Source organism: Brevibacillus sp. MCWH, assembly GCF_013096935.1.
Taxonomy (GTDB): domain Bacteria; phylum Bacillota; class Bacilli; order Brevibacillales; family Brevibacillaceae; genus Brevibacillus; species Brevibacillus aydinogluensis.
The window spans coordinates 84,313-105,879 of record NZ_SDLF01000007.1 but is presented as its reverse complement, the minus strand read 5'-3'; the positions used below and the strand labels follow the sequence as shown (position 1 = coordinate 105,879).

At 58.3% G+C, this 21,567-nt stretch carries 25 protein-coding genes; all 25 read left to right on the top strand.

Translation table 11 applies throughout. The features are described from left to right. The first annotated feature begins 205 nt into the window (after positions 1-205). Positions 206-1,168, top strand: a complete 963-nt coding sequence (gene spoIIIAA, locus ETC00_RS08790; RefSeq protein ID WP_171565618.1) for a stage III sporulation protein AA — start codon at positions 206-208, stop codon at positions 1,166-1,168. Continuing rightward, complete coding sequence (gene spoIIIAB, locus ETC00_RS08785; protein ID WP_171565617.1) at positions 1,156-1,674, top strand: stage III sporulation protein SpoIIIAB; 519 nt, start codon at positions 1,156-1,158, stop codon at positions 1,672-1,674. The genes spoIIIAA and spoIIIAB overlap by 13 nt, the downstream gene beginning before the upstream one ends. Before the next feature lie 16 nt (positions 1,675-1,690). Beyond that, a complete protein-coding gene (spoIIIAC, locus tag ETC00_RS08780) occupies positions 1,691-1,894 on the top strand; it encodes a stage III sporulation protein AC (RefSeq protein WP_171565616.1) in 204 nt (67 codons plus the stop codon). 14 nt (positions 1,895-1,908) lie between these two features. After that, on the top strand, positions 1,909-2,298 hold the full coding sequence (gene spoIIIAD / locus ETC00_RS08775; RefSeq protein ID WP_171565615.1) for a stage III sporulation protein AD: 390 nt from the start codon (positions 1,909-1,911) through the stop codon (positions 2,296-2,298). Positions 2,299-2,316: 18 nt separating this feature from the next. Then, a complete protein-coding gene (spoIIIAE, locus tag ETC00_RS08770) occupies positions 2,317-3,507 on the top strand; it encodes a stage III sporulation protein AE (protein WP_171565614.1) in 1,191 nt (396 codons plus the stop codon). A gap of 9 nt (positions 3,508-3,516) precedes the next feature. Continuing rightward, the gene (gene spoIIIAF, locus ETC00_RS08765; protein WP_171565705.1) at positions 3,517-4,164 is read left to right on the top strand and encodes a stage III sporulation protein AF; all 648 of its coding nucleotides are present in this window, start codon (positions 3,517-3,519) and stop codon (positions 4,162-4,164) included. A 22-nt stretch (positions 4,165-4,186) separates the two neighbouring features. Next, on the top strand, positions 4,187-4,840 hold the full coding sequence (gene spoIIIAG, locus ETC00_RS08760; RefSeq protein WP_171565613.1) for a stage III sporulation protein AG: 654 nt from the start codon (positions 4,187-4,189) through the stop codon (positions 4,838-4,840). A gap of 12 nt (positions 4,841-4,852) precedes the next feature. Further along, positions 4,853-5,518 carry a SpoIIIAH-like family protein gene (locus tag ETC00_RS08755; RefSeq protein WP_171565612.1) on the top strand — a complete coding sequence of 222 codons (666 nt, stop codon included), beginning with the start codon at positions 4,853-4,855 and terminating at the stop codon, positions 5,516-5,518. Positions 5,519-5,757: 239 nt separating this feature from the next. Then, complete coding sequence (gene accB, locus ETC00_RS08750; RefSeq protein WP_171565611.1) at positions 5,758-6,258, top strand: acetyl-CoA carboxylase biotin carboxyl carrier protein; 501 nt, start codon at positions 5,758-5,760, stop codon at positions 6,256-6,258. 16 nt (positions 6,259-6,274) lie between these two features. Continuing rightward, complete coding sequence (accC, locus tag ETC00_RS08745) at positions 6,275-7,630, top strand: acetyl-CoA carboxylase biotin carboxylase subunit (protein WP_171565610.1); 1,356 nt, start codon at positions 6,275-6,277, stop codon at positions 7,628-7,630. 71 nt (positions 7,631-7,701) lie between these two features. Beyond that, positions 7,702-8,112, top strand: a complete 411-nt coding sequence (locus ETC00_RS08740; RefSeq protein WP_029099468.1) for an Asp23/Gls24 family envelope stress response protein — start codon at positions 7,702-7,704, stop codon at positions 8,110-8,112. Positions 8,113-8,209: 97 nt separating this feature from the next. After that, positions 8,210-8,767, top strand: a complete 558-nt coding sequence (gene amaP, locus ETC00_RS08735; protein ID WP_304414389.1) for an alkaline shock response membrane anchor protein AmaP — start codon at positions 8,210-8,212, stop codon at positions 8,765-8,767. A 12-nt stretch (positions 8,768-8,779) separates the two neighbouring features. Beyond that, positions 8,780-8,992, top strand: a complete 213-nt coding sequence (locus ETC00_RS08730; RefSeq protein WP_171565704.1) for a DUF2273 domain-containing protein — start codon at positions 8,780-8,782, stop codon at positions 8,990-8,992. Between the two features lie 48 nt (positions 8,993-9,040). Then, positions 9,041-9,445: a transcription antitermination factor NusB gene (gene nusB / locus ETC00_RS08725; protein ID WP_171565608.1), complete on the top strand. Its 405-nt coding sequence runs from the start codon at positions 9,041-9,043 to the stop codon at positions 9,443-9,445. A 19-nt stretch (positions 9,446-9,464) separates the two neighbouring features. Beyond that, positions 9,465-10,424: a tRNA (adenosine(37)-N6)-threonylcarbamoyltransferase complex transferase subunit TsaD gene (locus tag ETC00_RS08720; protein ID WP_171565607.1), complete on the top strand. Its 960-nt coding sequence runs from the start codon at positions 9,465-9,467 to the stop codon at positions 10,422-10,424. A 92-nt stretch (positions 10,425-10,516) separates the two neighbouring features. Next, positions 10,517-11,371, top strand: a complete 855-nt coding sequence (folD, locus tag ETC00_RS08715; RefSeq protein ID WP_171565606.1) for a bifunctional methylenetetrahydrofolate dehydrogenase/methenyltetrahydrofolate cyclohydrolase FolD — start codon at positions 10,517-10,519, stop codon at positions 11,369-11,371. 12 nt (positions 11,372-11,383) lie between these two features. Beyond that, entirely contained in the window at positions 11,384-12,763 is a 1,380-nt protein-coding gene (xseA, locus tag ETC00_RS08710) for an exodeoxyribonuclease VII large subunit (RefSeq protein WP_171565605.1), read from the top strand. Continuing rightward, the gene (gene xseB, locus ETC00_RS08705) at positions 12,732-12,989 is read left to right on the top strand and encodes an exodeoxyribonuclease VII small subunit (protein ID WP_171565604.1); all 258 of its coding nucleotides are present in this window, start codon (positions 12,732-12,734) and stop codon (positions 12,987-12,989) included. Before xseA ends, xseB begins: the two co-directional genes overlap by 32 nt. Continuing rightward, positions 12,986-13,882, top strand: a complete 897-nt coding sequence (locus ETC00_RS08700) for a polyprenyl synthetase family protein (RefSeq protein ID WP_171565603.1) — start codon at positions 12,986-12,988, stop codon at positions 13,880-13,882. The genes xseB and ETC00_RS08700 overlap by 4 nt, the downstream gene beginning before the upstream one ends. A gap of 270 nt (positions 13,883-14,152) precedes the next feature. Continuing rightward, on the top strand, positions 14,153-16,039 hold the full coding sequence (gene dxs / locus ETC00_RS08695) for a 1-deoxy-D-xylulose-5-phosphate synthase (protein WP_171565602.1): 1,887 nt from the start codon (positions 14,153-14,155) through the stop codon (positions 16,037-16,039). Continuing rightward, the gene (locus ETC00_RS08690) at positions 16,036-16,848 is read left to right on the top strand and encodes a TlyA family RNA methyltransferase (protein WP_171565601.1); all 813 of its coding nucleotides are present in this window, start codon (positions 16,036-16,038) and stop codon (positions 16,846-16,848) included. Before dxs ends, ETC00_RS08690 begins: the two co-directional genes overlap by 4 nt. Positions 16,849-16,957: 109 nt before the next feature. Next, entirely contained in the window at positions 16,958-17,815 is an 858-nt protein-coding gene (locus tag ETC00_RS08685) for an NAD(+)/NADH kinase (RefSeq protein WP_171565600.1), read from the top strand. A 5-nt stretch (positions 17,816-17,820) separates the two neighbouring features. After that, positions 17,821-18,270, top strand: a complete 450-nt coding sequence (gene ahrC / locus ETC00_RS08680; RefSeq protein ID WP_171565599.1) for a transcriptional regulator AhrC/ArgR — start codon at positions 17,821-17,823, stop codon at positions 18,268-18,270. 15 nt (positions 18,271-18,285) lie between these two features. Beyond that, positions 18,286-20,016, top strand: a complete 1,731-nt coding sequence (gene recN, locus ETC00_RS08675; RefSeq protein ID WP_171565598.1) for a DNA repair protein RecN — start codon at positions 18,286-18,288, stop codon at positions 20,014-20,016. A gap of 152 nt (positions 20,017-20,168) precedes the next feature. Further along, positions 20,169-21,500, top strand: coding sequence for a SpoIVB peptidase (gene spoIVB / locus ETC00_RS08670; RefSeq protein ID WP_171565597.1), 1,332 nt, complete (start codon positions 20,169-20,171; stop codon positions 21,498-21,500). The last annotated feature ends 67 nt before the right edge of the window (positions 21,501-21,567 follow it).

The window sequence follows — 21,567 nt, the reverse complement described above, 5'->3', positions numbered from 1 at the left end:
CGATTCCGGCAGACATACGAGCTCGCGGCCGGATTTGCCGGTCAATCTGGCTTGTCTCTTCGCATGCGCGTCTGCCGTTTGGCGCTTGCCCTGCGGCAGGCGTTTTTTCTTGGCATAAAACTCGTCCATGGGCGCATAGGATGGAGGTAAGTCAAAGTGGACAAAGGCTGGCACCACCCGCCAGCCGCAAAAGGAGGGGACGATGGTGAAGGAGATCATGGCGATTTTGCCGGCGTCCGTCCGCAGCATTCTGACAGCGCTGCCCTCCGCCGTCAGAGAGCATCTGGAGGAGATACGCCTTAGGCAAAATCAGCCGATGGAAATACGTTACGGACAGCAGTCCAGCTATGTGACGCCTTCCGGCCAGCTGACCGCGATTGCCAGACAGGGGTGGATCTTTTCAGAGGAGCAGGCGGTCAAGCTGCTCAACCAGGTGAGCCAACACTCGCTATACGCGCTGGAAGAAGAGCTGAAGCGGGGATACATCACCGTCGTCGGCGGCCATCGCATCGGCATCGCCGGCAAAGTGGTGATGGAGAAGGGAGAAGTAAAAGGCATCCGCGACGTCACCAGCTTCAACATCCGCATCGCCCGCGAGAAAAAAGGAGCGGCACACCGCGTGCTTCCGTTTCTGTTCGAGAATGGACGCGTGCACAACACCCTGATCATTTCTCCCCCGCAGTGCGGAAAAACGACGCTGCTGCGCGATATCGCCCGTTCTTTAAGCTACGGCAACGAATGGGCGTCCAGCCGGAAAGTCGGCATTGTGGACGAGCGTTCCGAATTGGCCGGCTGCCTCAACGGCGTGCCGCAGCGGGACGTCGGACCGCGCACCGATGTGCTGGATGCTTGTCCCAAAGCAGTCGGGATGATGATGCTGATTCGCTCGATGTCGCCAGATGTGCTGATCGTCGACGAAATCGGCCGGACCGAAGACGGAGAGGCGGTGTGGGAGGCAATTCACGCCGGGGTAGCGGTCATCTGCACCGCGCACGGCGCCGACGTCAGCGAAGTGGCTCAGCGACCAACACTGGGCAGGTTGATCCAGTACGGCGCGTTTTCCCGCTACATCCTGCTCAGCAGGACAAATGGCGTAGGGACGGTCGAAGCGGTTTACGATGGCAGCCTGACTCGGGTGGATAGGGAGAAAATCGCATGGTTAAGCTGATTGGCGCCGTGTTGATTTTGTTCTCCGCGTCCATGATCGGCTGGCAGATCGGCCGCAATTACGCGTTTCGTCCCGTGCAGCTGCGCGCCCTGCTGGTCGCCTTGCAGATGCTGGAGACGGAAATCGTGTACGGTCTGACCCCCCTGCACCGTGCCTTCGTCAAAATTGGACATCGCGTACCGGACGAGGTGGGCCGTCTGTTTTTGACTGCGGCCGAGCTGTTGATCACCGAGCGGGCCCAGACGGCGGAAGACGCCCTCCGGCAGGCGATCGACGCACATTGGCCGCAGACAGCACTGCGCAGGCAGGAACGAGATGTGTTGAGCAGCCTGGGGCAGGTTCTCGGCTCGTCCGACCGGGAAGACCAGCAGAAACATTTGCGCCTTGCCGTCACCCATTTGCGCGGGCTGGAAGAAGAGGCGCGCGCAGAGCAAGGGAGGTACGAAAAGATGTACAAAAGCCTCGGCTTCCTGTGCGGCCTGCTGGTCGTCATCCTGATGTTCTAAAGGCGAGGTGTTCACAGTGGATTTTGATTTGACACCTGTTTTTCAGATCGGGGCGGTTGGGTTTATCACGGCCATTCTGCACACGGTGCTGAAGCAGGCGGGCAAGGAAGACATCGCGCACTGGGCGACGCTGGTGGGGTTCATCATCGTGCTGTACATGGTGGCTCACTTTATTGGTGACCTGTTTTCCGAGGTAAAACGCGTCTTCCTGTTCAACTGAGGAGGGAAGGCAGAATGGAAATCGTGCAGATCGTCGGGCTGGGACTGGTGGCTACGATTCTCGCGCTGGTCATCAAGGAGCAGAAGCCGATGTTCGCCTTTCTTCTGGCGCTTGCCAGCGGCGTGTTCATCTTCTACTTTCTCATCGGCAAGATCGCCGAAGTGATCCGCATTCTCGAGAAATTGGCCGTGCAGGCTGATCTGAATCTCGTCTTTCTGGAAACGATCCTCAAAATCATCGGAATTGCCTACATTGCCGAATTTGGCGCTCAAATGACGCGGGATGCGGGCCAGGGAGCAATCGCTTCCAAAATTGAGCTGGCGGGCAAGGTGCTGATTCTGGTCATGGCCGTTCCGATCATTCAAATCATCATCGAAACCGTGATTAACCTATTGCCGGCGTAAGGGAGAGGAGGGATGCAGATGCGTGTGGCGCGTGCAGGCTTGTCGGTCATCCTGCTGATTCTGCTGGTGGTGCTGCCGGCCGTCACCGTATCGGCTTCACCCGCTCCCGCCGCCCAGACCATCGACGAATTGGTCAAGGATCAAGCGGACGGCCTCGAGTTGGATCGTGTGGAGCAGTTTTGGCGGCAGCTCCAGCGCGAGTACAAGGGCTACCTGCCCGACGTGAAAGCACCTGGCTTCATCCAATTGCTGATGCAGCAAGGGGAGCTCAGCATCACGGGGTTTCTCAAGGGCATGGCCAAATTCTTCCTTCACGAGATTTTGATGAACGGCAAACTGCTCAGCTCGATCATCATCATCACCGTGTTTGCGATGATCCTGGAAACGATGCAAAACGCGTTTGAACGGAACACGGTCACCATCGTCGCCTACTCTATTGCCTATCTGGTGCTGATGGTGCTGGCAATCAACAGCTTTCACGTGGCCATCACCTACGCCAAGGACGCGATCAACAACATGTCCGACTTCATGCTGGCGATGATTCCCCTGGTGATAGCCCTGCTCGCCTCCGTGGGCAACCTGGCGTCGGCGACGATGTTTCATCCGCTGATTATCTTCATGATCAACACCAGCGGGCTGTTCATTTCCGCGATCATTTTCCCGCTGCTGTTTCTGTCCGCCATGCTGTCCATCGCCAGCCTGTTTTCGGAGCGGTACCAGGTGACACAGTTGGCGACGCTGCTGCGAAATATTGCGATGGGAGCGCTGGGCTCGTTTTTGACGATGTTCCTCGCCGTCATCTCCATCCAGGGGGCGACCTCGGCGGTGGCGGATGGGGTGACGCTGCGGACGGCCAAATACCTCACCGGCAACTTCATCCCCATCGTGGGACGGATGTTTTCCGACGCCGCCGACACCGTGCTGAATGCGTCGCTCCTGGTAAAAAACGCAGTCGGTCTGGCGGGCGTGCTGATCCTCGTCATCCTGTGCGCGTTTCCGGCCATCAAAATCCTGGTGCTGGCCCTGATCTACAATCTCTCGTCGGCGGTGCTGCAGCCGCTTGGCAACAGCCCGATCATCAGTGCGCTCGGGACGATCGGCAAAAGCCTCGTGTTCGTCTTTGCCGCGCTGGCAACGGTGGGTCTGATGTTTTTTCTCGCCATTACCATCATCATCGCGGCCGGCAACATCTCCATGATGGTTCGGTAGGTGAAGCGAATGACATGGCTGACCTTGTGGCTGAAAAAAATCATCCTGCTGGTGCTGCTCGCCGCCTTTCTCGATCTGATCCTGCCCAATACCAGTCTGCAGCGGTACGTCAAAATGGTCATGGGTTTGATTCTCTTGCTGACGATCATTTCGCCCGTTTTTTCCCTGTTCAATCTCTCGCAGGAAGAACTGGCGCTCCAGATTGACCGCTATCAGGCAGAGCTGGACCGCCCCGCCGATGCCGAGTGGAAGCGCATCGCAGAAAAGCTGGCGGGCGCGCGTGACAAGCAGGTGCGGGCGTACGTGCAGAAGCAGGTGGAGGAAGCGGTCCGCGCCCGCGTAAAAGAGGCGTACGGACTGGAGCTTAGCGGCGTGAACGTAACCCTGGAGCAAAGCGCCCAACAGCCGGAGCTGCGCCGCATCGAACTGATCGTGGGAGAGGAGAGGGAGCGGTCTTCCGGGGAGATCAAGCCGATTGAGCCGATTCAGCCGGTGCACATCGATCTGAGCAGGCCGCCGTCCTCTGTTGACCCGGCGGAAGTGCCGAAGGCGGAGCAGCAAGACAATCCCCTGTACAGGCGGATTGCCCGCGACGTCGCCCAGCAGTGGGGATTGACGGAGGAGCAGGTGGTCGTCCTGTCGCGGCCGGCCGGGTGAACAGCGCTGAAGAAGGAATCATATGAGCGAGGTGAAGGACGTGTTTGCCAAGCTGAAAAAACTGTGGGAGGGGGATGGCGGCGACAAAAAGCTGAGGCCGATCCATTACTTCATCGTCATCATGGGCATTGGCATGGCGGTGATGATTTTGACCGACTTCCTGAAAGTGGAGCGGGATCAGCCGCTCAGCTTCGGAGTCGAGGGCAGCAATCCGACCGGCCCGCCGGACGGTGAAGCGAGCGTGCCGGCCATTGGAGGATCGTCCGCTCCCGACATCATTGCTGAATACGAGAACATGTACGAGACGCAGCTGCGGGAAATCCTCGGCAATGTAATCGGAGTCGGCAGCGTCGAAGTCATGGTAAACCTGGATTCCACCCCGGAGCTGGTCGTGGAAAAAAACCGCAACACGCGTTCTTCCACCAATCAGGAGACGGACAAGGATCGGGCTACCCGCAATCAGAGCGAACAGTCGCGCGACGAGCAGGTGGTCGTAATCAGCGGGAAGCAGGATCAGCCGGTAGTGATTAAGACGTTGAAACCCCGGGTGAGGGGCGTGCTGGTCGTCGCCAAGGGAGCCGACAATATTCAGGTCAAGGCGTGGATCACCGAGGCCGTCCAAAAAGTGCTGGACGTCCCCGCTTACAAGATATCCATTTTGCCCAAAAAGGGTTAGGAGGAATGGCAGATGATGCTCAGAAAACAGACAGTATGGTTGTTGACGATGCTGGCGGTGATGGTTGTCCTGTCCGGCTACTACCTGGTGAAGGGGCCGCAGGAGCAGATGCCGGCGTTAGGCCAGGAGCAGCAGGACCAACTGGATGGTGTGATCGTGGAAACCAAGCAAACGGACAAACCGGCGCCGGACGCCAAACCTGTGGAAGGGAAAGCCGAGGCAAACGCAGATTCGTCCCAAACGCCAGCCGCTGCGCCGGATGACGCGAAGCAGGCTGCCGACAAGCAGGAGGAAGACAGCGCGCTGATGACGGTGGGTGAGTCGGCGGCCGAGATCTTCCAAGGCTACAAGATGAAACGGGAAGCGCAGACCCAGCAGCAAAAAGACGAGCAGCTGGCAATCATGAGCAGCGCCGATGCCACGCCGCAGGCGGTCGCCGAAGCAAAAGCGAAGTACGACGAGCTGTCCAAGCTCGAATCAGCCACGATGGGGCTGGAAGAGATGCTGAAGGCGAGCGGCTACAAAGACGCGGTCGTGTTCGTGCAGGACGGCAAGGTGACGGTAATCGTCCAAAAAGACAAACTGAATGCCGATGAAGTCGTGGACATCATCGCCCAAGTGAAACAGCACCTGAACGTCTCCGCCAGCAACGTGACCGTCAGGTTCCAGGCTTCGTAGGCGTGCGGGGTGATTCATCCTCCCATTCGCGTTTTAGACCATACTCGCGTTTTTGGCCATACTAAAGTGCGGCTGAATCGGGTATGCTTGTAAGGATTTTCCCTCTTCTCCAGCGAGAGCAGAGGGGAAATCCTTTCTTGACGTTGGGGATGGAGACAGGCTACCATGGTTTTATGACCTGATCCTACATACTCTTGTAAACTCCCTGGACATCCATTGAAACAAAGGAGTGCGTACGCGTGTTAAAAATTCATGAAATCCGCGAAATCATTAAGTTGATCGATCAATCTTCCATTAATGAATTTGAACTGGAAATGAACGGGACGAAAGTGACTCTGAAAAAATCGGTAGAAGCCGAGACGGTCGTAATTCCGCAGCCGGTCGTGCAGGCGGCACCCGCTGCTGTTCCGGCGGCTCAGGTGACGGCAGTGGAAGCGCCGGCAGCCCCCGCGCCTGCGGAAGCAGCAAAACCGGCGGCACCGGCACAGGAAGAAGCCAACCTGCACAAGATCGTGTCGCCAATGGTCGGCACCTTCTACCGCGCTCCCGAGCCGGGCAAACCGCCGTACGTGCAGCCGGGTGACAAGGTCACGCCGGACAAGGTGGTCTGCATCGTAGAGGCGATGAAATTGTTCAACGAAATCACGGCGGAAGTGACCGGGGAAATCGTGAAGGTGCTGGTCGAAGACGGCCAGCTGGTGGAATTCGGTCAACCGCTGTTCCTGGTAAAGCCTGAATAAAGTGGAGGAGAGCGGAATGTTCCAGAAAGTGTTGATTGCCAACCGCGGCGAGATTGCCGTACGGGTCATCCGCGCCTGCCGCGAGTTGGGCATTCGGACGGTCGCGGTCTACTCCGAAGCAGACCGTGACGCGCTTCACGTCAAGATGGCGGATGAAGCGTACTGCATCGGGCCGACGGCGTCCAAAGACAGTTACCTCAACATTGCCAACATCATGAGCGTGGCGACCAAGGTGGGGGCCGACGCGATTCATCCGGGGTATGGCTTTTTGGCCGAAAACGCCGACTTTGCCGAAATCTGTGCCGCCTGCAACATCACGTTTATCGGGCCGGACCCGGAAGCGATCGTAAAGATGGGGGACAAGTCCACCGCCAAGGAGACGATGAAAGCGGCGGGCGTGCCCACAGTGCCCGGTACGGACGGTCTGATCGAAGATATTGACGACGCCATCCGTACTGCAAATGAGATCGGCTATCCGGTCATGGTCAAGGCGACAGCGGGCGGTGGCGGCCGTGGCATGCGCGTCGCCGTCAACGACGAGGATTTGGAAAAAGCAATCCGCCAGGCGCAAAGCGAAGCGAAAACGGCGTTTGGCAATCCGGGCGTCTACCTGGAGAAGTTCGTGGAAGGCCCGCGCCACGTGGAAATTCAGATCATGGCCGACAAGTACGGCAACGTCGTCTACCTGGGCGAGCGCGACTGTTCCATCCAGCGGCGTCATCAGAAGCTGATCGAAGAAGCGCCGTCCCCCGCTCTCAGCGAGGAACTGCGCAAGCAGATGGGGGAAGCCGCCGTCGCAGCCGCCAAGGCGGTCAACTATCACGGTGCCGGCACGGTCGAGTTTTTGGTGGACAAATACGGACAATTTTACTTCATGGAGATGAACACGCGCATCCAGGTGGAGCATCCGGTCACGGAGCTGGTCACCGGCATCGACCTGATCAAGGAGCAGATTCTGGTTGCAGCCGGCCAACCGCTGTCGTTCTCCCAGGACGACGTCAAGCTGAACGGATGGGCGATCGAGTGCCGTATCAATGCGGAGAATCCAGCCAAAAACTTCATGCCGTCGCCGGGACGCATCAACAACTACCTGGCGCCGGGCGGTTTTGGCGTGCGGGTGGACAGCGCCGCCTACGCCGGTTACACCATCCCGCCGTATTACGATTCGATGATCGCCAAGCTGATTGTTTGGGGCAAGGACAGACAGGAGGCGATCGAGCGGATGAAGCGGGCGCTCGGAGAATTCGTCGTCGACGGGATCACCACCACCATCCCGTTCCACTTGAAGGTGATGGATCACGAGGTGTTCATCAGCGGAGAGTTTGACACCAAATTCCTGGACAACTATGACCTTCAGCTGGATGAAGCCTGATCTTGCCTTGATTTGTAAAATGAGTGGGTGCTTGCTATAATGGAGTATAAAACCGCAGGGAGGTGCGAAGCATGGAAGAGTTTACTCCGGATTTAGAGAGAACAGAGCTTGGCAAAGTCCAGATCGCTCCCGAAGTCTTGGAAGTCATCGCCGGCATGGCCGCCTCGGAAGTGGAAGGCGTGGCCCATATGAGCGGCGGTTTCGTAGGCGAGATTGCCGAACGGCTCGGCCGTAAAAATATTGCTCGCGGCGTTCGCGTCGAAGTGGGATCGCGCGAAGCGGCAGTTGATGTATCGATCATTGTGAAATACGGACACCGCATCCCGGATGTCGCTCGGAATATTCAAGATAATGTGCGCAACGCGATCGAGAGCATGACAGGGCTGTCGGTTGTGGAAGTAAACGTACATATCGTCGATGTAGAGCTGAAGAGCGAAGAAAAAGCCCCGGCCGCCGTAGAAGAGTACCAGCGGGTTCGCTAGACGGCAGCGGAACCAATGCCCCCTGCTAGCCAGGGGGCATTTTCCTCATCATTGCCGGGATGGCCTCCTGTTCAAACAAGGCGAAAGGAAGATGTGTGTGAATTTGTTTGACCGCTTTATCTTGACGCTGTACAGCTTTGCCCTGATTGTGCTGTCCTGCGTTGCCATCGGGGCGACCAGCGGCCTGATCCCCGCTGCCTATCTGCGCCCCTATGTGGAGCAAATGCTGACCGGCAGCCATCCTGCGTATCTGATCGTCGCCATAATCTTTCTGATTGTCAGCCTGCGTTTCTTTTTCAGTTCGTTTCGCTCCCGCCAACCGAAAAGGGAACGGGGCATCCGGCAGCGCAGTGAGTTGGGGGAAGTGAACATTACCCTGCAGACGATCCAGACGATCGCCGAGCGGGCGGCGCGGCGCGTGAAAGGCGTTCGCGATCTGAAAACGGTAGTCAGGGCGCACGAGAGCGGCAACATGATCCTGCTGCGCGTCTCTGTGGACGGGGAAACCCCGCTGCCGGATTTGACCCAGCAGCTGCAGACCGTTGTCAAGGAGCAGGTGGAAGGCATCGCCGGCGTCATGATTTCCGAAGTGGCTGTCGTCGTCACCGAAGTGGCACAGTCTGAGATTTACGCGGCCCGCAGGCGGGTGGAATAGAGGGTGAACGGCATGTTATGGGAGTTGTTGTGGGAGCACAAGGGGAAACTACTGGGTGTGGCGGCCGGTCTTTTTTTCGGCATCATCTACCTTTTCGTCGGTTTTTGGGATACACTGGTGATTGTCGTGTTTGTCGGCACAGGGTATTACATCGGCCGCAAGCTGGACCACAAGGAAGATTTGCGGGAAATCCTGGACCGCATCCTGCCCGGCAAGTTTCGGTGATGGTCGGACCATCGTTTGCAACGGATTTTTGAGTAGAAGGTGAACGCAATGAAACGTAGAACAGCACGAGAAAAAGCAGTCCAATGCCTGTTCCAGATCGACATGGCTGACGTGCAGGTGGAAGACGCACTGAACCTCGTCATGGAAGACAGCGAGGAAGATCCGTCGTACCTGCGTTATCTGGTGGAAGGCACGTTAAAGCACCAGCAAGAGGTAGACGCGGAAATTCGCAAATTCCTGCGCGGCTGGCAGTTGGAGCGCATTGCCAACGTGGATCGGGCCATTCTCCGCCTGGCATTTTTTGAAATCATGTACGAACCGGACGTGCCGGACAGAGTCGTGATGAACGAAGCGATCGAGATCGCCAAATTGTTTAGTGACGAGCAGTCGCACCGTTACATCAACGGCGTGTTGTCCAGCTTTTTGCAGTCGCGCCAGACCGCCCAGGCGTAAAACAAGCAGGTGAGACAGCATGACGAAGGTATTGTTGGGAATTGATACGAGCAACTACCGGACATCGCTGTGCTTGGCAGAGGAAGACGGCCGGATTGTGGCAGAAGCAAAGCGCCTTCTCAAGGTGAAGGAAGGAAAGCGCGGCCTGCAGCAATCAGAAGCCGTCTTTCAGCATGTGATGAACCTGCCGGAGTTGAGCGAGCAATTGAAGTGGAACGACTACGAAATCGTTGCGGTATGTGCCAGCGAAAAGCCGCGTCCCGTGGAGGGATCGTACATGCCTGTGTTCAAGGTGGGGGAAGGGCTGGCGAAGTCTCTGGCCGCCTACCTGCGGGTACCCTGCCTGTTGACGACCCACCAGGAAGGGCATATCGCGGCAGGAGAGTTCACCGCGGAAAAACGGCCTCAGGGCGACAGCTTTCTCGCCGTTCACCTGTCCGGCGGGACGAGCGAGCTGTTGAAATGCGAACGGGAGGCGGCCGGATACCGCATTGAGAAGATAGGCGGAACGATCGACCTCCACGCCGGGCAGTTGGTGGACCGGATCGGGGTGGCGCTGGGACTGCCGTTTCCTGCGGGTCCTTTCCTGGAAAAAATGGCATGTGAAGCCAAAGGGGAGTTTCGCGTGGCGTCCGCAGTAGACGGCATGTCGTTCAGTTTCTCCGGACCGGAGGCGTCGCTGCTGCGGGCAGTGGAAAGCGGGACCATAGATCCGGCGGACATTGCGAGGGCGACAGAACAGTGTATCGCCAATACGCTGGAAAAGGCACTGCGCCATGCTGTCGAAGCGGGGCTGCCGCGGGAGATTCTCATCGTCGGGGGAGTCGCCGCCAACCGGTACATCCGCGAGCGTCTGATCAGACGGCTGGAGCACCCGGCCGTCAAGGCCAGTCTCTATTTTTGCGACCCGGAGTACTCCGGGGACAATGCATACGGCGTGGCAATGCTGGGATGGATGAAGTTGAAAGGCGAACGTTAAGAGGATATGAACTTTTTAAAATTCGCCTTTACATAAACTCCTTGAGTCGCTACACTAAGGGTAGCGAACTTGATGAAGGAGGTTTCTTCTCCATGGCAGCGACCATTTTGTACGGGAAGGACATTGCACAGGACATTCGCGCAGAATTGGCGAATGATGTGGAAGAATTGAAAAAACAGGGCGTGGAACCAGGATTGACGGTGATTTTGGTGGGGGATGACCCTGCCTCCCACTCCTACGTTCGCGGCAAGGAGCGGGGGTGTCAAGAGGTGGGCATCCGCTCGGAGGTCATTTACAAAGACGCTTCCATCAGCGAAGCGGAACTGTTGGACTTGATTCATCAATTGAATGAAAATCCGAACGTTCACGGCATATTGGTGCAGCTGCCGCTGCCGCCGCACATCTCCGAGAAAGCGGTGATCGAAGCCATCGCGCCGAAAAAGGATGTGGACGGCTTCCATCCCCTCAACGTCGGCAACATGATGATCGGATATGACACACTGCTTCCCTGCACGCCGCACGGCATCGTGGAATTGATCAAGCGGACGGGAACGCCCATTGCAGGCAAGCACGCGGTCGTGATCGGCCGCAGCAACATCGTGGGCAAGCCGGTCTCCTTCCTGCTGCAGCAGGAAAACGCCACGGTGACCATGTGCCACTCCCGCACGGTGGACCTGGCCGCGTATACTCGGCAGGCAGATATTCTCGTCGTGGCGGCAGGCAAGCCTCATTTGATCGGGCGGGAACACGTCAAACCGGGCGCTGTGGTGATTGACGTCGGCGTCAACCGGATTGAGACCGGCAAGCTGGTCGGGGATGTCAAGTTTGAGGAGGTGCGGGAGGTAGCCGGCTATCTCACGCCCGTCCCCGGTGGTGTCGGCCCGATGACGATTACCATGCTGCTGAAAAACACCGTCGCCGCTGCCAGAAAACAAACCGCCCGATAAGGGAGGGAGCGCATGGACACGCGACATGTATATACGGTCAGCGACTTGAATCGCTGCATCAAGCAGGTGCTGGAACGGGAACAGCACCTGCAGGACGTCTGGGTGCGGGGGGAAGTGTCCAATTTTACCCACCACACCAGCGGCCACATGTACTTGACATTGAAAGACAGCCAGTCCCGCATGAAAGTGGTCATGTTCGCCAGCTACAACCGCTTTTTGCGCTTTTTGCCCAAAGATGGAACCAAGGTGATTGTCCGTGGTTCCATCTCTGCCTATGAGCGGGACGGCGTCTATCAACTGTACGCCAGGGAGATGCAGCCGGACGGGCTGGGCTCCCTCTATTTGGCGTTTGAACAGTTGAAGGCGAAGCTGGCTGCGGAAGGCTTGTTTGCCCAGGAACGGAAGCGGCCGCTTCCGCGCTTTCCCAAGCGCGTTGGCGTGGTTACATCGCCGACAGGTGCGGCCATCCGCGACATCTGCACCACCATTAGACGGCGCTACCCGCAGGCGGAGATCGTCCTGTCCCCGGCGATCGTCCAGGGGGCGGAAGCTCCGGCGTCGATCGTGGCGGCGATCCACATCATCAATCAGCAGCCTGACATCGACGTGCTGATCGTCGGCAGGGGCGGCGGCTCGATCGAAGAGCTGTGGGCCTTCAACGACGAGCAGGTGGCGCGGGCGATCGCCGCATCCCGGATTCCGGTCATCTCCGCCGTGGGACACGAGACTGACGTGACCATCGCCGATTTTGTCGCAGACGTGAGGGCGGCCACTCCGACAGCGGCTGCCGAACTGGCCGTGCCGCATTACCTGGAGTGGGTGGAACGAGTCAAGCAGCTGGACGCGCGAATGCACAGGGCGCTGCGCGGACAGATGGCTTCTGAACGGAAACGACTGGAAACCCTGATGCAATCCTACGCCATGCGCCGGCCCAAGCGGCGGGTGGAAGAAGCGCAGCAGCGCCTGGATGACGTGCAGAGCCGCATGCGTCAGGCGATGAAGCAGTTGGTGAGCCGTCGCACGGAGCGGTATGAACTGGTGGCTGCCCAGTTGAAACGGTTCCGGCCGACGGAAGCGGTCGCGGAGCGCAGGCGGGCCGTCAGCGCGCATCGGTCTCGCCTGGATGAGCTGGTCCGGCAGCGGGTGAATGAGGTGCGAATGGCATTTGCCGCTCGGATCGGTCAACTGGATGCGCTAAGCCCGTTGAAAGTGATGCAGCGCGGCTTTTCCCTGGTATATGCCAACGGGCGGTTGATCAAGTCAGTCGACCAGTTTGCCCCCGGAGACACTCTCATGGTACGATTAAGTGATGGCAGTGCTCAGGCACGCGTGGAACAGATTTACCGGGAGGAGAAGCGTAATGGCGCGGAAGAAGACGGATCAAGAGACTGACATGCAGTTTGAAGAGGCGATGAAGCGGCTGGAGGAAGTCGTCCACCGTCTGGAAGAGGGGGATATCGCGCTGGAGGAGGCGATCAGCCTCTATCAGGAAGGCGTGAAGCTGTCCCGCATCTGCAGTCAAAAGCTGGATGCAATCGAAGCGAAAATCACCCAGTTGGTGGAGGAAGACGGCCAATGGAAGCAAAAGCCGTTCCACGTGGAGGGCGAAGCGCAATGACCGACGCTTTCGCTTCCTACCTGACTGAAAAGACGGCATTGATCGAAGAACACCTGCTTCCCGGTCTGGAACGGGACGGCGTGCCGCATACACTGTACGAATCGATGAAATATTCCTTGATGGCGGGCGGCAAACGGCTGCGTCCGATGCTGGTGCTGGCGGTACTGGAAGCGCTGGACAAGCCGCTGAAGCGGGGGATTCCCTTCGCCGTCGCGCTGGAAATGATTCATACCTATTCGCTGATTCACGACGACCTGCCGGCGATGGACGACGATGACCTTCGCCGCGGCAAACCGACCAATCACAAGGTGTTCGGGGAAGCGACCGCGATTCTGGCCGGGGATGCGCTGCTGACGCGTGCGTTTGGCTACATCGCCGAGGCGTACATGGACGATCCGGAGGTAAAGCCGGAGACGACCGTCCGGCTGATTGCCGAACTGGGAAAGCGGGCCGGTTCCGCCGGGATGGTCGGCGGGCAGATGGCAGACATCGAAGGGGAAGGCAAACGCCTCAACCTGGAAGAATTGGAGTACATCCACCGGCACAAAACCGGCGACCTGCTGATTGCCGCGCTGCGCGGCGGCGGGTGGTTGGCCGAGGCGACGCCGGCGCAGATGGACGCGCTGACCCGCTATGGGCTCTGTATCGGACTGGCGTTTCAAATCCAGGATGACATCCTCAACGTGGAAGGGGATGAAGCCCAACTGGGCAAGGCGGTGGGCAGCGACGCCGACCGGCAGAAGGCCACCTATCCTGCGCTGCTCGGACTGGAGGCGTCCAAAGAGCGGCTCGTCCAGCTGATCGCGGAGGCAAAAGCCGCGCTTGCCGAAGCGGGGTTGGAACATTCGGCCTTGGCCCCGCTGGCCGATTACGTGATGAACCGGACAAAGTAAACGGGTCAGGTATTCACGCCCGGTTCTTTTGAACCACATTTATCGACAAATGCTGGCTATCCGCAGGGAAAGCCGGCTTTTTATTTTTCTCCCCGGAGCGGACAGTCCGGGTGATTACGGCAGCATGGCGGGCCTCTGGCAGATGAAAGTGGTCTTTTCGCCAAGAAACCGTTATAATGAAGCAAGCTGAACGCAGCGGATGTTTGCGTTATCATTTATGGATTGCAGCATGCCAATTGACGGAGAACGACTGGAAAGTGAGGAATCAAAATGCTGCTGACGACAGTCAACAATCCTCAGGATTTGAAAACGTGTTCGCTGCCCCAGCTGTACATGCTGGCCAGTGAAATTCGCCAGTTTCTAGTGGAAACCTTGTCCAAAACGGGCGGACACCTCGCTCCCAACCTGGGTGTGGTGGAACTGACGCTCGCATTGCACTACGTGTTCAACAGTCCGGAAGACAAATTGATCTGGGACGTAGGTCACCAAGCCTATGTACATAAAATCCTCACCGGCCGCCGCGAACTGTTTCCGACACTGCGCCAGTACAAGGGGTTGTGCGGCTTTCCCAAGATGAGCGAAAGCCCGCATGACGTCTGGGAAACGGGACACAGCAGTACGTCCCTGTCCGCGGCGATGGGCATGGCTACCGCGCGGGATCTGAAAAAGGAAAAGCACCATGTCGTGGCGATCATCGGGGACGGCGCCCTGACCGGGGGAATGGCGTTTGAAGCGCTGAATCACATCGGTCACGAGAAGAAAAACGTGATCGTGGTCCTGAACGACAACGAGATGTCGATCGCCCCCAACGTCGGCGCGCTGCACAATTACCTGGGCAAGCTGCGTTCTGCCGAAAACTACCGGAACGCCAAAAAAGAGCTGGAGCACCTGCTGAAATCGATACCCGCCGTGGGCGGCAGACTGGCCCATCTGGCGGAGCGGTTCAAGGACAGCTTGAAGTATTTGCTGGTCTCCGGCGTGCTATTCGAAGAGCTGGGCTTCACCTACATCGGCCCCATCGACGGCCACAACCTGGAACTGCTGCTCGACTCGCTGAAGACAGCCAAGCAGACCAGAGGGCCGGTACTGATTCACGCCATTACCAAAAAAGGAAAGGGCTACGCCCCCGCCGAAGCCGATTCGGTCAAATGGCACGGCATCGGAACGTACAAGATCGAGTCAGGTCATACGCCGAAGTCTGCTCCGACGTACACGTCCGTCTTTGCGGACACGATGATCCAGCTCGCCGAAGCGGATGAACGGATTGTCGCCGTGACTCCGGCCATGCCGGCTGGTTCCGGGCTGCTCAAGTTTGGTGAGCGATTTCCGGATCGCCTGTTTGACGTAGGCATCGCCGAACAGCACGCCTGTACCTTTGCCGCCGGCCTGGCGACGCAGGGGCTGAAACCGGTGTATGCGGTCTACTCCACCTTTTTGCAACGGGCGTACGACCAGTTGATTCACGATGTGGCGCGCCAAAAGCTGAACGTCATCTTCGCCGTCGACCGGGCGGGCCTGGTCGGAGCAGACGGGGAGACGCACCAGGGCATGTACGACATCGCGTTCATGCGGACGATCCCCAACATGGTGATCATGGCGCCAAAGGACGAGAACGAACTGCGCCACATGATGAAAACGGCGGTGGCCTACGAAGACGGCCCCATCTCGTTCCGCTACCCGCGTCTGGCCATTCGCGGCGTAAAAATGGACGAGGAGCTGCAGGTCCTGCCGATCGGCAAAGCGGAAGTGGTGCGTGAGGGGAAAAACGTCGCCATCCTGTCGTTTGGCCACGTCTTCGAACTGGCGGAGGCAGCGGTGGAGCAGCTTGACAGCGAAGGCATCCAACCGATGCTGGTCAACGCCCGCTTCTGCAAGCCGCTGGATGAGGAGCTGCTGTTCCGCCTGGCGCGGGAAGGCTACGACATCGTCACCGTCGAAGAGGGAGCGGCGATGGGCGGTTTTGGCAGCGCCGTTCTCGAATGTCTGGCGGCGGCCGGGTTTCATCAGGTGCGCGTGGAAGTGGTGGCGGTGCCCGACTACTTTGTGGAGCACGGCAGCGTGAAGGAACAGCGCGAGGAAGTGGGGCTGACGGCAGACGCCATCGCTGCCCGCGTGCGCGCCCTGCTGCCCATGACAAGGGGCGTTGTGGAAGCATGAAAAAAGAACGGGTAGACGTGCTCCTCGTCGAACGAGGGTTTTTTGAAACAAGGGAAAAGGCCAAGGCCGCCGTGATGGCCGGATTGGTCCTGGTGGGCGGCGAGCGCTGCGACAAGCCGGGGACCAAAATTCCTGAAGACACGCCGATCACCGTAAAGGGAGAGGTGCATCCCTACGTCAGCCGTGGCGGGTTGAAGCTGGAAAAAGCGCTGCGCGTGTTCGGGATTGATCTGAACGGCAGAGTGATGATGGACATTGGCGCGTCGACGGGCGGCTTTACCGACTGTGCGCTGCAGCACGGCGCGCGCCGTGTGTACGCGATTGACGTCGGGTACGGACAGCTTGCCTGGAGCCTGCGGCAGGACGAGCGTGTCGTAGTGATGGAGCGAACCAATTTTCGCCACATGGACCCGGATGAATTTGACGATGAGCGGCCGGACGCCGCCTCGATCGACGTTTCCTTCATCTCGCTGAAGCTGATCCTGCCCGTTTTGTACCGCTTTCTGGAACCGGGCGGGGATGTGGTTGCCCTCGTGAAGCCGCAGTTTGAAGCGGGCAAGGAAAACGTCGGCAAAAACGGCATCGTCCGCGATCCGGATATTCATGAAGCGGTGCTGGTTGATATCGGCCAGTTCGCTGTCAACACCGGGTTCTCTCTGCATGGATTGGATTACTCTCCCATCACTGGAGGCGAGGGGAACATCGAGTTTCTCCTGCACGCGCGAAAAAGCGAGGGCGGCCTGACTCCGGACGCCTGGCTGAAGCACACGGCGGAAGTGGTCTCCGCGGCCCATCGCGAATTGAAGTGAAATGTGGGACAAAAAGCCTCGATCACGCAGAATCGAGGCTTTTTTTATATGCATGATAAGTTGTATACTTGTATAAGGATTTCCAACCAACGACGTTTGGGAGGGCCGTATGAAATCGATTGGTATCGTAGCAAACAAAGGGAAGCCGGAAGCCCGAATCGTGGCCAGAGAGTTGATGTACCTGCTGGAAGCGAGAGGGGCCCGCGTCCTGCTTGATGAACATATTGCCTCGGATGTGGGGCGGTCCGAGCTGGCAGCCTCGCTGGAAAAAATCGGCCGGGAAGCACAACTGCTGTGTGTCTTGGGCGGAGATGGGACGCTGCTTGGGATAGCCCGCCAGTTGGCCGGCCGCTCCTTGCCGATACTTGGCATCAATCTGGGGACGCTCGGCTTTTTGTCGGAAGCAGATCCGGACGATCTGCCTGTAGCCGTGGACAATCTGCTCTCCGGCAAGTACGACATCGAGGAGCGGACCATGCTGGAGGCGACGCTGGTGCGAAACGGGACGGCGCTGGCCAGCTACACCGCGATGAACGATATCGGCATCGCCAAAGGCTCGTTTTGCCGGATTATCCAATGCGCCGTGTACGTGGATGACGACTATGTGGCGACGTTCAGCGGCGACGGTGTGATCGTCTCCAGTCCGACCGGCTCGACCGCCTATTCCTTGTCGGCGGGAGGGCCAATCGTGGCACCCAATGTGGATATGCTGCTATTGACACCGGTGGCCCCACATTCGCTGACCGCCCGTCCGATGGTGCTGTCGGCCAATCAGATCATTCGCATCGAGGTGGATGCCATCCACCAGGAGATGGGACTGTCCATCGACGGCCAGTTTGGCTATCGGCTGGAAGGCGGCGACCAGATTTTTGTCAAGAAGTCCCCGCATGTCACGCCGCTGATCAAGTGGAAAACAGGCGGCTTTTTTGAAACGATACGCACGAAACTACAAGGTGAGTGGGAGTAATGGCAATGAACAAAGGACAACGACAGATTCGCATCAGGGAAATCATCAGCAATTACGAAGTGGAGACCCAGGACGAACTGGTGGACCGTCTGCGGGAAGCAGGGTTCAACGTGACCCAGGCCACCGTATCAAGGGATATCAAAGAGCTGCACCTGGTGAAAGTGCCGCTTCCGGACGGACGCTACAAGTATTCGATGCCTGTCGAGCAGAAGTTCAACCCGATCCAAAAACTGAAGCGGATGCTGGTGGACTCCTACGTGAGCATCGACTACGCCGACCACTTCATTGTGCTGAAAACATTGTCAGGCCACGCCAATGCTGTAGCCGAACTGATTGACAACCTGTCCTGGGAGGAGATCATGGGCACCATCAGCGGCGACAACACCATTCTCATCATCTGCCGCTCAAAGGAGAACTCCCGGGAAGTCACCCAGCGCTTCCTGGACATGTTGTAAAGGTGGTTGCACACGATGCTGTTGGAACTGTCCATTCGCAATTTTGCCATCATCAAATCGGTCACGATTTCCTTTCAACGCGGACTGAACATCCTCACGGGGGAGACCGGCGCAGGGAAGTCAATCATCATCGACGCGCTCGGCCTGCTTCTGGGCGGGCGAGCTTCCGCCGACTTTGTCCGGTACGGAGAGACGCGGGCTGAAGTGGAAGGGTTGTTTGAACTGCCCGCCGGCCACCCGGCGCTGGCGCTGTGCGAGAGCTTTGGCGTCGCTGTGGAGCAGGACGGCACGTTGGTCGTGCGCCGCGACATCTCCAGCCAGGGCAAAAGCATCATCCGCATCAACGGCCAGTTGGTCACCCTGGCAATGCTGCGGGAGCTGGGGCCGTGGCTGGTGACCGTGCACGGCCAGCACGACACCCACATGCTGATGCAGGCGGACAAGCACATCAACTGGCTGGACGCGTACGGCGAGGCGGAGTTGGGCCCAGCCAAAAAGGAGTACGCTCAGCTTTACGCCGCCTACAAAAAGACCAGACAGGACCTGGAGCGGATGGCTCGCAACGAGCGGGAACTGGTGCAGCGGATTGACCTGCTTCAATACCAGTTGAACGAGATCGAGGCGGCCGCCTTGACCCCGGGGGAAGACGAGAAACTGCTCAAACAGCGAAAAAAATGGATGAACATTGAAAAGGTGTACGCCGGCATACAGGACGCCTACCGCGCCCTCTACGGAGATCAGCGGGGACTTGATTGGCTCGGCCACGCGATGAGCGAGCTGGAGCGGATCGCGTCGTACGAAGAGCAGCTCGCGCCGATTGTGGAATCGGTTCAGAGCGCATACTATCAGATGGAAGACGTGGTGCAGCAGCTTCGCCAGCTCAGCGACCAGCTTGACTTCGAACCGGAGCAGTTGGCGGAAGTGGAGCGGCGGCTTGACCAGATCCAGAACCTGAAACGCAAGTACGGCAAAAACGTGGACGACATTCTGGAGTACGCCGCTGCGATCCAGGACGAGCTGGACGAGATGCAGCACTATGAGGATCGCCTGCAGCAGTTGGAGCACCGGCTGAGCGAACTGGCGGCCGATCTGGCCGTGGAAGCGCAGGAACTGTCCGTGATCCGCCGCGAATGCGCCGAACGGCTGGCGCGGGAGATTGAGCAGCAGTTAAAAGATCTGCACATGGAACGGGCCCGTTTCGCAATCGACGTCCGCCGGGTGCCGGATGAGGACGGGATTGAGCTGGAAGGTGCCAAATGGCGCGTCGATGCAAACGGCATTGATCAGGTGGAGTTTCTCATCTCCCCCAACCCGGGCGAGCCGCTTCGTCCGCTGGCCAAGATCGCGTCTGGCGGAGAACTGTCCCGGGTCATGCTGGCGATCAAGACGATCCTGGCCGGCACCGATCAGGTCCAGACGCTGATTTTCGACGAAGTGGATACCGGCGTGAGCGGCAGGGCGGCCCAGGCGATTGCGGAGAAACTGGCCCGCGTGGCACAGAAACGGCAGGTTCTTTGCATCACCCATCTGCCGCAGGTGGCATCGTTGGCTGACGCGCATTTCCTGATTCGCAAGGAAATGAGTGAGCACGAGACGATGACGGTGGTAGAGCGGCTCTCCGACGAAGAGCGCGTCAAGGAGTTGGCCCGGATGCTGGGGGGTGCCGAAGTCACGTCCAAAACCGAAGAACATGCCCGCGAAATGATTTTGCTGGGGCAACAACGAAAAGCTGTCAACGGCGTTTGACAGCTTTTTTTACGGGGCGGATGGCGCATTCCCGCGTGTGTGCGTGGGTGATTTTCCTGACATAATCCGTTGGGGCGCAGGCAACATTATAACTACACAAGGTGGAGGTGTATCAGGTAGGTGTAGGTAGGGAACGGTAGGAGTGATTGCTGGTGATCCGTCACAACAGAAGAAAATGGATGGGAAGTCTCCTTCTCCTCATCACGGCGCTCGTCGTGAGTTCCACCCCGTTCCGCGACCTGACTTCTTTCCCCCATGAATTGCGCTTGATGGAAGGTTCACTGCAACAGCTTCGCGTCTCCGTGCCCGTCATGGGGACGTTGATCAACAGCAACCCCGACATTTTGCACGTAAACGGAGCAAAGACGCGGGAAGTCACCGTCGACTTGAGCAAACCGCTGTCTGTCGAGCCGCGCCGCGCAGGTCAGGCACAGCTGCAGGTCAAGTGGCACAACGTTCCGCTGACCGCTGTCAACGTAAACGTGCTGCCCGATTTGCGGGTCATCCCCGGGGGACAATCGATCGGCGTCAAGTTGCAGACGGCGGGCGTGCTCGTCGTCGGACACCATCTCGTGGACACAGGCAAGGAAAAGGTTTCGCCCGGGGAGCGAGCGGGTATTCATGTCGGGGACATGATCGTCAAGATAAACGATCTGTACATCAACGACATGAATGATGTCAAGAAACTGGTCAACGAAGCAGGGGAGCGCAACACCCCCGTACAGCTGCTGGTCGTACGCGGCAAGGAAAAGCTCAACATGACCCTGCACCCGGCAAAAGACAAAAAAGACAACGAGTACCGCATGGGGCTATACATCCGCGATTCTGCAGCCGGTGTCGGTACACTGACGTTTATTGACCCCAATACCAAGGCGTACGGTGCGTTGGGCCACGTGATCTCTGACGTGGACACCGGCCAGGCAATTGCCGTGGGCGACGGCCAGATCGTCGCAGCCAGCGTAACCTCCATTGAAAAAGGACAGAGCGGCAACCCGGGGGAGAAATTTGCCCGCTTTTACAACGAAAGCGAAGTCCTGGGGACGATCACCAAAAACACGCCGTTCGGCATCTTTGGCAAGATGAAAGAGCAGCCAAAGCGCGGTTTGTACAATGAGCCGATGCCGATCGCCCTTGCCGAGCAGGTGAAGGAGGGGCCGGCCAAAATTCTCACGGTGGTGGACGGCCAAAAAGTGGAGGAGTTCTCCATAGAGATCGTCAATGTCGTCAAGCAGCATTTCCCCGCCACGAAGGGCATGATTATCAAAGTAACGGACAAGCGTCTGCTGGAGAAAACCGGCGGCATCGTTCAGGGGATGAGCGGCAGTCCGATTATCCAAGACGGTAAGATTGTCGGGGCGGTCACACACGTGTTTGTCAACGATCCCACCTCGGGATACGGCTGCTACATTGAATGGATGCTGCAAGAGGCAGGCATACCCGTCCGCTCGCAGCAAGGCAAAGCGCCGATCGGGAATGCAGCATAGCGTAAGGACCAGCTTACAGGCACGAACGCATGGCTTTGCGGGACGTGCAGAAACGCCCCTAACCGAA

Bases quoted from the DNA above. Each gene is read 5' to 3' on its own strand.
- xseA (WP_171565605.1), top strand. From the start codon at position 11,384: ATGGACACGCGACATGTATATACGGTCAGCGACTTGAATCGCTGCATC.
- xseB (WP_171565604.1), top strand. From the start codon at position 12,732: ATGGCGCGGAAGAAGACGGATCAAGAGACTGACATGCAGTTTGAAGAG.
- ETC00_RS08700 (WP_171565603.1), top strand. From the start codon at position 12,986: ATGACCGACGCTTTCGCTTCCTACCTGACTGAAAAGACGGCATTGATC.
- folD (WP_171565606.1), top strand. From the start codon at position 10,517: ATGGCAGCGACCATTTTGTACGGGAAGGACATTGCACAGGACATTCGC.
- recN (WP_171565598.1), top strand. From the start codon at position 18,286: ATGCTGTTGGAACTGTCCATTCGCAATTTTGCCATCATCAAATCGGTC.
- ETC00_RS08690 (WP_171565601.1), top strand. From the start codon at position 16,036: ATGAAAAAAGAACGGGTAGACGTGCTCCTCGTCGAACGAGGGTTTTTT.
- ETC00_RS08755 (WP_171565612.1), top strand. From the start codon at position 4,853: ATGATGCTCAGAAAACAGACAGTATGGTTGTTGACGATGCTGGCGGTG.
- accC (WP_171565610.1), top strand. From the start codon at position 6,275: ATGTTCCAGAAAGTGTTGATTGCCAACCGCGGCGAGATTGCCGTACGG.
- spoIIIAE (WP_171565614.1), top strand. From the start codon at position 2,317: ATGCGTGTGGCGCGTGCAGGCTTGTCGGTCATCCTGCTGATTCTGCTG.
- spoIIIAD (WP_171565615.1), top strand. From the start codon at position 1,909: ATGGAAATCGTGCAGATCGTCGGGCTGGGACTGGTGGCTACGATTCTC.
- ETC00_RS08720 (WP_171565607.1), top strand. From the start codon at position 9,465: ATGACGAAGGTATTGTTGGGAATTGATACGAGCAACTACCGGACATCG.
- nusB (WP_171565608.1), top strand. From the start codon at position 9,041: ATGAAACGTAGAACAGCACGAGAAAAAGCAGTCCAATGCCTGTTCCAG.
- spoIIIAF (WP_171565705.1), top strand. From the start codon at position 3,517: ATGACATGGCTGACCTTGTGGCTGAAAAAAATCATCCTGCTGGTGCTG.
- ETC00_RS08740 (WP_029099468.1), top strand. From the start codon at position 7,702: ATGGAAGAGTTTACTCCGGATTTAGAGAGAACAGAGCTTGGCAAAGTC.
- dxs (WP_171565602.1), top strand. From the start codon at position 14,153: ATGCTGCTGACGACAGTCAACAATCCTCAGGATTTGAAAACGTGTTCG.
- ETC00_RS08685 (WP_171565600.1), top strand. From the start codon at position 16,958: ATGAAATCGATTGGTATCGTAGCAAACAAAGGGAAGCCGGAAGCCCGA.
- ETC00_RS08730 (WP_171565704.1), top strand. From the start codon at position 8,780: ATGTTATGGGAGTTGTTGTGGGAGCACAAGGGGAAACTACTGGGTGTG.
- spoIIIAB (WP_171565617.1), top strand. From the start codon at position 1,156: ATGGTTAAGCTGATTGGCGCCGTGTTGATTTTGTTCTCCGCGTCCATG.
- spoIIIAG (WP_171565613.1), top strand. From the start codon at position 4,187: ATGAGCGAGGTGAAGGACGTGTTTGCCAAGCTGAAAAAACTGTGGGAG.
- ahrC (WP_171565599.1), top strand. From the start codon at position 17,821: ATGAACAAAGGACAACGACAGATTCGCATCAGGGAAATCATCAGCAAT.